This is a genomic window from uncultured Hymenobacter sp., from assembly GCF_964242765.1.
Taxonomy (GTDB): Bacteria; Bacteroidota; Bacteroidia; order Cytophagales; family Hymenobacteraceae; genus Hymenobacter.
Genome location: NZ_CAXTBM010000110.1, coordinates 1 through 10,573, shown reverse-complemented (window position 1 = coordinate 10,573; position 10,573 = coordinate 1). Strand labels below are relative to the sequence as shown.

The 10,573-nt window shown below is 52.0% G+C and carries 11 protein-coding genes and 1 pseudogene; 10 read left to right on the top strand and 2 right to left on the bottom strand.

The window, feature by feature from the left end:
- A partial coding sequence (locus ACFE7X_RS24165) for a carboxypeptidase-like regulatory domain-containing protein (protein WP_375438245.1) occupies window positions 1-456 on the bottom strand: 456 nt, incomplete at its 3' end.
- Between the two features lie 110 nt (window positions 457-566).
- Here ACFE7X_RS24165 and ACFE7X_RS24160 point away from each other — a divergent pair.
- The 5 genes from ACFE7X_RS24160 to ACFE7X_RS24140 all read left to right on the top strand — a co-directional run bounded on the left by ACFE7X_RS24160 (window position 567) and on the right by ACFE7X_RS24140 (window position 4,748).
- Window positions 567-968 (top strand): ArsR/SmtB family transcription factor, encoded by a 402-nt coding sequence (locus ACFE7X_RS24160; RefSeq protein ID WP_375438244.1) that lies wholly within the window; start codon window positions 567-569, stop codon window positions 966-968.
- Between the two features lie 80 nt (window positions 969-1,048).
- Window positions 1,049-1,369, top strand: coding sequence for a ferredoxin (locus ACFE7X_RS24155; protein WP_375438243.1), 321 nt, complete (start codon window positions 1,049-1,051; stop codon window positions 1,367-1,369).
- Between the two features lie 64 nt (window positions 1,370-1,433).
- Window positions 1,434-2,129 carry a YjjG family noncanonical pyrimidine nucleotidase gene (locus ACFE7X_RS24150; RefSeq protein ID WP_375438242.1) on the top strand — a complete coding sequence of 232 codons (696 nt, stop codon included), beginning with the start codon at window positions 1,434-1,436 and terminating at the stop codon, window positions 2,127-2,129.
- A 430-nt stretch (window positions 2,130-2,559) separates the two neighbouring features.
- Entirely contained in the window at window positions 2,560-3,129 is a 570-nt protein-coding gene (locus tag ACFE7X_RS24145; RefSeq protein WP_375438241.1) for a hypothetical protein, read from the top strand.
- A gap of 764 nt (window positions 3,130-3,893) precedes the next feature.
- Complete coding sequence (locus ACFE7X_RS24140) at window positions 3,894-4,748, top strand: DUF5672 family protein (protein WP_375438240.1); 855 nt, start codon at window positions 3,894-3,896, stop codon at window positions 4,746-4,748.
- 313 nt (window positions 4,749-5,061) lie between these two features.
- Here ACFE7X_RS24140 and ACFE7X_RS24135 read toward each other — a convergent pair whose 3' ends face one another.
- The gene (locus ACFE7X_RS24135) at window positions 5,062-6,096 is read right to left on the bottom strand and encodes a glycoside hydrolase family 43 protein (RefSeq protein ID WP_375438239.1); all 1,035 of its coding nucleotides are present in this window, start codon (window positions 6,094-6,096) and stop codon (window positions 5,062-5,064) included.
- Window positions 6,097-6,258: 162 nt separating this feature from the next.
- Here ACFE7X_RS24135 and pruA point away from each other — a divergent pair, with 162 nt between their 5' ends.
- The 5 genes and pseudogenes from pruA to ACFE7X_RS24110 all read left to right on the top strand — a co-directional run.
- Window positions 6,259-7,929 (top strand): L-glutamate gamma-semialdehyde dehydrogenase, encoded by a 1,671-nt coding sequence (gene pruA / locus ACFE7X_RS24130; protein ID WP_375438238.1) that lies wholly within the window; start codon window positions 6,259-6,261, stop codon window positions 7,927-7,929.
- Window positions 7,930-8,152: 223 nt separating this feature from the next.
- Window positions 8,153-8,542, top strand: coding sequence for an NADH-quinone oxidoreductase subunit A (locus tag ACFE7X_RS24125; RefSeq protein WP_243799877.1), 390 nt, complete (start codon window positions 8,153-8,155; stop codon window positions 8,540-8,542).
- Window positions 8,543-8,614: 72 nt separating this feature from the next.
- Window positions 8,615-9,169: an NADH-quinone oxidoreductase subunit B gene (locus tag ACFE7X_RS24120; RefSeq protein WP_375438237.1), complete on the top strand. Its 555-nt coding sequence runs from the start codon at window positions 8,615-8,617 to the stop codon at window positions 9,167-9,169.
- 83 nt (window positions 9,170-9,252) lie between these two features.
- Complete coding sequence (locus tag ACFE7X_RS24115; protein WP_375438236.1) at window positions 9,253-9,819, top strand: NADH-quinone oxidoreductase subunit C; 567 nt, start codon at window positions 9,253-9,255, stop codon at window positions 9,817-9,819.
- Window positions 9,820-9,837: 18 nt separating this feature from the next.
- A pseudogene (locus tag ACFE7X_RS24110) lies at window positions 9,838-10,573 on the top strand (NADH-quinone oxidoreductase subunit D); the annotation flags it as partial.

Here is a 10,573-nt window from a genome sequence, read left to right as displayed (position 1 = left end):
GTTTTCGGCGGCGCTTGAACCCCGTTCTTTGGGCAGACGCAAGGCTAGGAAAGCTTGTTTGAAAGCTTTTTCGGTAGCATATGGAAAAATGCGAACCTCGGGCAGCACCGTGGCATCCTCGCGCAGCTGCACGATTACAGAATAGCTCTGCCGCTGGTAGTCGGGCGGAATAACTACGTATTGGTTGCGGTAGCCTAAGCTCCGAATGATGATACTGTCGCCGGTAAGCACCGGTATCGAGAAGTAGCCGTAGGCGTTGGTGGCAGTACCGCGGCCGGCTTTGGGCACAAATATGGTTGCGCCGGGCACACCGAGCAGGGAATCTCCGGTGGCCACGATGCCCGTGAACTGCACCACGCGCGCCTGGCCTTGAGCCCGGGCGGTTGTCGGGGCTAGTCCGGCTAGCAGCAACAAGCAGATAGCCAGCGAAAAATAAGATCGAACTGCTAGAAACATAGGACGAATTACAGACTACAAGTATACGGGTTCTTTGGGGGTCGCTGCCTGGTTTAGCGTAAATTTGCTACGGCCCACGCCGGGCCGCCTCCCCTGCCATTCGTCTAAAGATGCGCCTCAAACACTTCAGCGTTGCATTTGGCCAGCAACTATTTAAAGCTTTCGGCGACGAAAGCCGAGTGCGCATCCTGCACTTGCTTTGGCGCAACCAGGAAATGTGCATCTCCGATCTAGAACAGGTGCTCGACTTCACCCAAACCAAAACGTCGCGTCAATTACTGTACCTGAAAAATGCCGGCTTGGTGAACTTCCGGCGCCTCGACAATTGGATATTTTACTTTATTGAAGGTGAAGGCACCGCGCTGGTGCAGGAATTGTTAGGCTATATGGAGCGCGACACCCAACTGGTTCGCGACCAACAGATTTATCAAACGCTCTGGTCGAACCGGGAACTAGCTGCGTATAAGCTACAGAACCGCCGCTGGACCGGCCCTCAACAAAATGCTAACTAGTAGCTGAGTCGCTTGGCCCTACCATCTGTTCTACCAACTTCCGGCCCGTTCCGTTCCCAATACCAGTTGCTTACTCCTTGATGTCCGTGATTCATTTGTTTGTTTGTAATGCCCAAAAAACCGAAGTCGGCAAAGACGTAGCGCGGGCGTTGAAGATTGAATTGAAGAAGCAGGCTTTAAAGGCTTTGCTGCGTAAGGGCGAGAAACACAAAACCCGCGTTCAAACTTGCAGCTGCCTCGACCAGTGCAAGCATTGCAAAAAAGGAACTGGCGCGGCGGTAGTAGTTTATCCGGAAGGCATCTGGTACGGCGACGTCAAACCCAAAGATGCCGCCGACATCGTGCGCGAGCATATCGGCGAAAACCACCCTGTCAAGCGTTTGTTGCTAGATGGGTTGTAGGCACAAGCACAAGGGGTTGCGCCGTCGCTTACGTCATCTAAATCTTTACTGATAATTCTGAAATTTGAAACCGTACCGCCACATCTTCTTCGACTTAGACCACACGCTGTGGGACTTCGAAACCAATGCCAACGAAACCCTGCGGCATTTGTATGAGCACCACGATATGGCCCGCTTCGGCGTGTTCACAGTAGACGAGTTTATCCGGGTGTACAGTGACATCAACCATGGTTTGTGGCGGTTGTATCAGAGCAACAAAATCACGCAGCAGCAACTGCGCGCCACCCGTTTCCCGCGCACTTTCGTGAAGCTAGGTTTGCCGGAAACTGCTGCGCCCGCGGGACTTTCCGAACAGTTCACCGATATCTTACCATTGAAGTCGGCGGTGTTTCCCTTCACGTTTGAAGTGCTTGACTACTTGAAACCAAAGTACGCGCTGCACTTGATTACCAACGGCTTCCGCGACATGCAATACACCAAGCTCGATTCGGCAGGCCTCACCAGCTACTTCCAGGAAATCATCACCTCGGAATGCTGCGGCCACCTCAAGCCAGACTCTCGCATCTTTCAGCACGCTCTGGAACGCACTGGCGCCAAAGCCACCGATAGCTTGATGATAGGCGACAACCTGGAGTGCGACGTGCTAGGCGCCCACAACGCCGGCATCGACCAAGTCTACTTCAACCCCGAGAAGCGCCGCCACTTCGCCGAAACCACCTACGAAATAAGCTGCCTGAGTGAGTTGAAATCATTTTTGTAAGGCCACTAGACTATGCTACCGAGCGGTATTCGCCAAAAAGTATGGAATCGTATTGACATGCTTGGGGCACCAATAGCGGCTGAAGCACCTGCCTCTGCACCACACTTACGGCGATGGGTTGGGATTTATTCAGGCACTACATTCTCAATACTTCCTTCCCCGCCCCACAAATACAACGTATATGAGTTTGAATTATTGAAAGCTAAGCTAGCTGCATGGGAAGGCGATGAAGATCTGATAATAACATCTAGTAACAGGCACTACATCAATAGCATTTCTGAACTAGATGCATTGCTTAGCCAACTTGGTGTCGATCCTAAGTTATTTGATGCTCCTTGGCACGTGGATTATCCATTGTAGACCAGCAGTGGGATTATTGGTTTTTTTGGCTTTCGGAATCGGTACTCGAAACTTGCCGTGTTTCGCTCTAATGATACAGTTGATTGGCTTTTCGGGCCGCCGTGGTAGCGGCAAAGACACAGTAGCACACCTCATTCAGCAGTTGCAACCGCAGCGGCAATGGCACATTCGATCCGTAGGAGAACCGATTAAGGCTGTTTGTGCGGCTCTAGCCGGCGAAGATGTAGCACCCTACTTTTCACAACAGGGCAAAACGGAGTTACTCCCTGCTTTTGGTCGTACCCGTGGCGAAATGCTTCAGCAAGTAGGCTTGGCGCTACGCCAATGGGAACCTGCTATTTGGGTACAAGCCTTTTTCTCCCAATTGCCGCCCGACCAGTTTATTCTTATTCCGGATGTACGGTTTCCCAACGAGGCGGACCTTATTCGCAGCCGCGGCGGCCTGATGTTACGCGTAGAAGGCGACCCGCTCCAACAACGCGGCGACGGCACCCGCGACGACAACCATCCGAGCGAAACGGTCTTGGACCACTATCCCAACTTTGCTGCTGTATTACGCAACACCGGTTCCCTCACCGACTTAGAGCAGCAGGTAGAGAAGCTATTAGAAATACTATGGATTAACGTAGGAGCCTCATAGTAGCCATTGTTTGATAATACCAGCTTCTTCAGGCTCTTTAAGAAGCGTGTCTAGAACTTGGTTTCTAGTTTCTGTGAGCCAGCAGCTTCCTATTCCTTGCTACAAAATCGCCATACTCTGTGCTTCCTGAATGCACCCCTAGCAGTCATTCTACGAGAGTTTTTCGAAGTATGCCCTTGCCTAGATATAAGCGTAAAGAGGCATGCAAAATTGTTCCGTGGCTTTGCATAACGTTTCCTTTAAACATGGTCCGTTAGTTGCAGGAAGCATAAACAGACAACATACCACACGCTATAAGTATAAAGTGCCCCTTAATGATTGCGTTCAATGAGTAGCAAAACACAGTATCCTTTAACTGTTTAAGAAAATTTTCACAAAAACTTTTCCCCACTAGCCATGCCCGTCACTGAGTAGGCTAATGGCCTTAGTGAACTAAACAAGATTTAGTTGCTGCGCGATGCACAAAAAACAGTCAAAAATCGTGTTGTTGACCTAGCATATAATATAAATAATATTCATCAAATCTTCATAAACCCTTCAGATATAGCAGGGAAATAGCCATGACAGAAACTACATTATAATTTTTCGAATATTATTGATATTTTTGAATCTAGATGCTTGAAATCTCATAAACAATCTTCTATTTTTAATAAAAAATTATAGTCAATCTCAGAGCCAGAAAATACCTACCGAGACTTCATTTAGCCTTCACCGTCGCCCCCGTCTTCTTAATACCACACTTTCCTACTCTCACACCTATTGTCATGGTATCAACCCTTTTAGCGGGTGACTCTATCACTCGCGTCCGGAAAAAACGTGTTGTTAATATTATTCCACCAACAAAGAAGTCCCTTGTTACAATCGTTATTCCCATTCATAAGGAAGAGCCTTCGGAACTAGAAAAAATTTCGCTGGCCCAGACGCTCGCCGTTCTGCATAAGTATCATATCACCTTTATGGCTCCCACCTGGCTGAACACCGCGTGGTACGATGCTTATTGCCACGGCAAAGCGGAAATCTTTATCGAGCGGTTCGAGTGGAAAGGCTGGCAAGCTTTCGCTGAATTAATGATTGCGCCCAACTTCTATCAGCGCTTTCTGGCCTACGACTATATGCTGATCTGCCACCTCGATGCCTTCGTCTTTCGCGATGAGCTCGAAGAATGGTGCGCCTTAGACCACGACTATATTGGGGCCGTAATCTATAATGAAGGCTACATTCGACCTAAAACCTTCCTGCGTGGTCTCATTGGCTACAACTGCCCCAACTACGTGGGAGCTGGTGGCTTCTGCCTGAAAAAGACAAGCACTTTTTACCGCATCACCTCCCAGCACAAGCGCTACATCGACTTCTTTCTGTGGATGAACAAAAAGCGCAAGCGCATCTTCCTCGACGATCTGTTCGTGTCGATGCACTTTCCCAAGCTCGAATCCAATTTCAGTATTCCTTCTGACTCAGTGGCCCAGCATTTTGGGGCGGACTACAACAACTGGGACGAAGACAAGTTGCCCTTCACCAACCAGGACAACAGCACCTTGCCTTTCGGCGTGCACGCTTGGATTCAGTACCATCCCGAATTCTGGAAGCCTTGCATTCGCCGCTATGGGCATTCCATTTGAAAATTTCAATTAGCTATACGTTAAGAAAGTCGCTTGTTAAAATCTAGTCGGATATTAGGCAACGACTACTACGGATTCATAATAACTTATAAGACTACCCTTAGTAGTTGTAATTAATACACGCAAAGAATATCCTTACTTATAGCCTCATTGTGGCATAGCGGACAGCATAATTAGTGTTGTCCGCTATGCCACAATCATTTGCATACACCCTTGTGTATTTGTTTAAAAGACACTTTGCTCTGTATCCCTATAACAAACAGAAAGCCACCAGTGAATTTCTATGCTTTTAAACAACAGTGGAGATGAAGCACTAACCCGCCTTCCCATTAATGGCAGGGGCTCGTTGCCGCTCGAAAGATGGTGTGCCACCAGTTACCATTCGGGGCCAGCCATTCACGTATTCCAGGCAGTCCAGAAGCATAATGCGGCGGGAGTAACCTTGATCGGCGTCAATTGCATCAAATTTGGGCTCCTGAGGATCAATGGCATGATAGGCTAGCCAGTCCTGCCCGGCCGCGTCTGTTATTACGCAGTTGTGGCCGGGAGCATGCCAATGCTCATTGCCTTCGAGCAGCATGGCGTAGGGATTGTCGAGAGCTTCAGCCAGCGTTTCGAAGGGACCGGTAGCAGCGCGGGCGCGGGCGACGAGCACACCATAGTGAGCGTCATCGCCGCAGCAGTTGTTGCCGGAGTAAAATAAGTAATACCAACCGTCGCGCAGTATCACCCAACTGCCTTCTATGAGTTGGTCGTAGCGTTTGGGGTCACCGGCACCAGCTGGCCGTATCAGGATGTAGGTTTCACTGTTGGCCGCAAAGGAGATTCGGTCTTCGGCTAGTTCGCGCACCATCAACGGTCCAAAGCCGGAACCCCAATACAGCAGGCGCTTGCCAGTGGCCGGATCGTCGAACGCCATAGGGTCGATGTTGAAGAAGCCGGAACCGCAAAGCAATGGCGCTCCAATATCTGTGAAGGGGCCAGCGGGTTCGGCGGCAGTAGCAACGGCTAGGCACAGTCCTACTTCGCCTGCTTCATCGGGCATCGCCGAGTAATACAGGTAGTAACGGCCTTCGTGTTCACTCACATGCGGAGCCCATAGCTTTTGGGTGTTACTGGCCCATGTAGGCTTTACAGGTAAGGCCTCACCTAAGTAATCCCACTGCACCAAATCAGCGGAACGGGCTACTTGCATATTGATGATAGCGCCTCGGCGCTTGGTTTGGGTGCCGTACGCATAGTACCAGCCATCGGAAGCGTGAATGATGGTGGGGTCTGGAAAATCATCGTTCCAAATAGGGTTCGTATAAGTGGCTTCGGGCATACTAAGAGTCTTGGTATTGGTCATGCTGAAGGATACGACTACAGCATTATTTAAGGTTGAGGTAAATGATGTGTACGGATGAAAATGTACATCGTGACTCACTGCTCGCATCATTTCTACTAGGTGGCTACCTTTGCTTCGCCCATCCTAACCACAATCACAAACTAGTAACTAGCAACACCACCCATGTCCAACGCCTTTTTCAACGTCCCTACGCCCATCAACGAGCCCGTTAAGGGGTACGCGCCCAACTCACCAGAGCGCTTGGAGCTGCTCAAAGCCATAAAAGAGCTCAAGCAAGTGCAGCGCGACATACCGATGTACATCGGTGGGCAGGAAGTCCGCACTGGCAACACCAAAGACATCAACCCGCCCCACGACCATCAGCACCTGCTCGGCCAGTTCCACGAAGGCGACGCCTCGCATGTAACGCAAGCCATTGACGCCGCTTTGGCGGCTCGCGCCAAATGGGCCGATATGCCGTGGGAGCATCGGGCCTCTATCTTTTTGAAAGCGGCCGAACTGCTGGCGGGTCCGTATCGTGCCCGCATTAACGCAGCCACCATGCTCGGCCAAAGCAAGAATGCCTACCAAGCAGAAATCGACGCGGCCTGTGAGTTGATCGACTTTTTCCGCTTCAACGTGCACTTCATGCAGGAGATTTACAAGCAGCAACCAGCCTCGGCACCGGGCATGTGGAACCGTTTGGAGCACCGGCCGCTAGAAGGCTTTGTATTCGCCCTCACACCCTTCAACTTTACCTCCATTGCTGGCAACCTGCCTACTTCTGTGGCTATGATGGGCAACGTGGTGGTATGGAAGCCCGCTTACACGCAAATCTATTCGGCGCAGGTGCTAATGGAGCTGTTCAAGGAGGCTGGTGTGCCCGATGGGGTTATCAACCTGATTTATGTGGATGGCCCGGTGGCCGGCGACGTCATCTTCTCGCATCCCGACTTTGCGGGTATTCACTTCACCGGCTCGACGGGCGTGTTCCAGCAAATCTGGAAAACCATCGGCCAGAACATCAGTACCTACAAGAGCTACCCACGCATTGTGGGCGAAACCGGCGGCAAAGACTTCATTCTGGCGCACCACTCGGCTCACCCGCGCCAGGTAGCTACGGCAATTACTCGTGGCGCCTTCGAATTTCAAGGGCAGAAATGTTCGGCTGCCAGCCGGGCTTACATCCCGAGCAACATGTGGGACGAGGTGAAAGGCTACTTGCAGGAAGACCTGAAGTCGTTCAAAATGGGCGACGTGGAAGACTTCTCGAACTTCATCAACGCCGTTATCAGCGAGGCTTCCTTCGACAAGTTAGCCCGCTACATTGATGCGGCCAAGCAGGACGAAACCGTTGACATCATTGCTGGCGGCAACTACGACAAGTCGAAAGGGTACTTCATCGAGCCCACGGTACTCGTGACCAAAAACCCGCAGTACGTGACCATGTGCGAAGAGCTATTTGGCCCCGTCCTCACGCTCTACGTCTACGATTCGCAGGAATTCGAGAAGACGCTGGACCTTGTGGACGGTACTTCGCCCTATGCTCTCACCGGCGCTATCTTCTCGCAAGACCGTTACGCCATCGACCTAGCCTCGAAACGCCTTGTGCACGCCGCTGGCAATTTCTACATCAATGATAAACCAACTGGTGCTGTAGTGGGCCAGCAGCCGTTCGGTGGCGCCCGCGCCTCCGGCACCAACGACAAAGCTGGCTCCATTCTCAACTTGCTTCGTTGGGTGTCGCCACGCGCCATCAAGGAAACCTTCGTGCCGCCCGTTGATTACCGCTACCCTTTCATGGGCGTAGAAACCGGCGAGAATCTGAACGCTACCGGCCAGGGCGGTTTCTAAGCCCTGAGTCAATCAGCATTAAAAGCCGCTTCAGGAAACTGAAGCGGCTTTTTGGTTTTTATCCTAGTCTCATCTGAACAGTAAGCCTATTAGGTAGCTTAACATTGAGAGGCCATACATCCCGCTTTCCGTTCCCTCCTGATTTCACCTTTGTTCCGCCCGCTTTTCGCGTTACCTTTGCCCTTCAACGCCGTTTTGGAACGGCCTTTTCCCGTTGATGTCTATGCTTCTCGCTGTAACTACCAATTATCAGCCGCAGGACTTTCTGCCCATCATCGTGCAGTTTGGGTTGGCGGTTGCTTTCGTGGCTTTTGCCATGATTACTTCTCACTTACTAGGTCCGCGCCGCAAGAGCGTGGTGAAGGACGAAGCCTTTGAGTGCGGTATCGAGTCGGTGGGCAACGCCCGGACGCCGATTTCGGTGAAATACTTCCTCACGGCCATCCTATTCGTACTTTTCGATGTGGAAGTCATCTTTATGTATCCTTGGGCGGTAAACTTCCGGGCCTTGGGCACCGACGGCTTCATTGAAATGGTAGTGTTTTTGGCGCTGCTATTGGCAGGCTTCGGCTACGTCATCAAAAAAGGCATTTTACGCTGGAACGAGGCGTAAGCAAGCAAACCTTTATTGGCTGGCTGGTGTTGGCTAAGAGGAGTTTACCCTTCTTCAATCTGACTTTCTATCATGGATAATAGAGTTCCTGAAATCAAAATGGCGGAAGCGCCGGACGGCCTCGAAGGAGCCGGCTTCTTTGCTACGTCACTGGAGAAAGTGGTGGGTATTGCCCGCGCCAACTCGCTCTGGCCGCTGCCCTTCGCCACCTCGTGCTGCGGCATCGAGTTCATGGCTACTATGGGCTCCCGCTACGATATTTCGCGCTTCGGTTCCGAGCGTCCAAGCTTCTCGCCTCGCCAAGCTGACTTGCTGATGGTCATCGGCACGATTGCCAAGCAAATGGCGCCCATCGTGAAGCAGGTATACGAGCAGATGGCCGAGCCCCGGTGGGTACTCGCTATGGGTGCTTGCGCTTCTTCGGGCGGTATCTTCGATACCTATTCAGTACTGCAAGGCATCGACCGGATCATTCCGGTTGACGTGTACGTGCCCGGCTGCCCGCCCCGTCCCGAGCAAGTGCTCGACGGCTTGATGCGCGTGCAGGACCTCGCCAAAAACGAGTCGTTGCGCCGTCGTAACTCGCCTGAATATCAAGCCTTGCTGGCTTCTTACAACATCAAGTAGACCACAGACATTGCGCACGGAGAGGCGAGACGCTTGCAATACTTTGCTAACCCTCACCTCTCTGTGCTCACTTCTATCGCTAAATGGCTGACCCAACCGTAGAATCACCCGACGCTCAGGAAACCGCTGCCGAACTTGATCCGGCCGCGCAGAAGAACAAGCAGTTGCTCGACCTTCTGTATCGTTTGTTTCAACAAGACGCTTTCACCGATGTGGAAGAGCCCTACGGCTTCCTGACCGTCACGACCACGCGGGAGCGAATTCACGATATTATTGCCGGCCTACAGCAAGACCAGGAGTTGCAACTGCATTTCCTGACTACCATGTGCGGCATGCATTGGCCGGAGCGTAAAGACCAGGAGCTGGGCATGGTGTACATGCTGCATAGTCTAGTGTATAACGTCCGGCTGCGGCTGAAAATTTTCTTTCCTATTGGCGACCCGCATGTGCCGACGTTGACTGACCTCTACTCCGCCGCCAACTGGATGGAGCGTGAATCGTTCGACTACTACGGTATCATTTTCGTTGGACACCCCAACCTTATCCGCATCCTCAATGTGGAAGACATGGACTACCACCCCATGCGCAAGCAATACGCGCTGGAAGATGGTACCCGTGAAGACAAAACCGACTTATTCTTCGGCCGCTAGGCCCCGGATACCTATATCATGGCAGTAAACGACACGCTGGAAGGCACCCGCAAGATTGTTGAAGAGGCCGAAGAGCAACGGCCCAATCTTCATCCGCTGGCCCCAACCGTCAACGACTTCAACCAAGAGCTAACCACGCTCAACCTAGGGCCTACCCACCCTGCCACCCACGGCATCTTCCAGAATATTCTGCAGATGGACGGGGAGCGGATTGTGTCGGGAGTGCCTACGATTGGCTATATCCACCGCGCTTTCGAGAAGATTGCGGAGCGCCGGCCATTCTACCAGATTACGCCCCTCACCGACCGGATGAACTACTGTTCGTCGCCCATCAACAACATGGGTTGGCACATGACAGTGGAGAAGCTGCTCGGCGTAACCGTTCCGAAACGTGCGCAATACATGCGCGTGATTCTGATGGAACTGGCCCGCATCACCGACCACCTTATCTGCAACGGTATCCTTGGTGTGGACACCGGTGCTTTCACTGGCTTCCTCTATTTGATGGACGAGAGGGAGAAGGTCTACGAGATTTACGAGGAAGTAAGCGGCGCCCGCTTGACTACCAATATGGGCCGTGTAGGCGGTATGGAGCGCGACTTCACGCCCGTTGCTATCCAAAAGCTGCGGGCTTGGCTGAAGTCGTTCCCGGCCGTAATGCGCGAGTTCGAGAAGATGTTCAACCGCAACCGCATGTTCATGGACAGCGTGGTGGACGTAGGCGGCATTTCTGCCGAGCGCGCGCTGAACTACG

Excerpts from the sequence above, each read along its gene's own strand:
- ACFE7X_RS24160 (WP_375438244.1), top strand. The coding sequence starts at position 567 with ATGCGCCTCAAACACTTCAGCGTTGCATTTGGCCAGCAACTATTTAAA.
- ACFE7X_RS24155 (WP_375438243.1), top strand. The coding sequence starts at position 1,049 with ATGTCCGTGATTCATTTGTTTGTTTGTAATGCCCAAAAAACCGAAGTC.
- ACFE7X_RS24145 (WP_375438241.1), top strand. The coding sequence starts at position 2,560 with ATGATACAGTTGATTGGCTTTTCGGGCCGCCGTGGTAGCGGCAAAGAC.
- ACFE7X_RS24140 (WP_375438240.1), top strand. The coding sequence starts at position 3,894 with ATGGTATCAACCCTTTTAGCGGGTGACTCTATCACTCGCGTCCGGAAA.
- ACFE7X_RS24135 (WP_375438239.1), bottom strand. The coding sequence starts at position 6,096 with ATGACCAATACCAAGACTCTTAGTATGCCCGAAGCCACTTATACGAAC.
- pruA (WP_375438238.1), top strand. The coding sequence starts at position 6,259 with ATGTCCAACGCCTTTTTCAACGTCCCTACGCCCATCAACGAGCCCGTT.
- ACFE7X_RS24125 (WP_243799877.1), top strand. The coding sequence starts at position 8,153 with ATGCTTCTCGCTGTAACTACCAATTATCAGCCGCAGGACTTTCTGCCC.
- ACFE7X_RS24120 (WP_375438237.1), top strand. The coding sequence starts at position 8,615 with ATGGATAATAGAGTTCCTGAAATCAAAATGGCGGAAGCGCCGGACGGC.
- ACFE7X_RS24115 (WP_375438236.1), top strand. The coding sequence starts at position 9,253 with ATGGCTGACCCAACCGTAGAATCACCCGACGCTCAGGAAACCGCTGCC.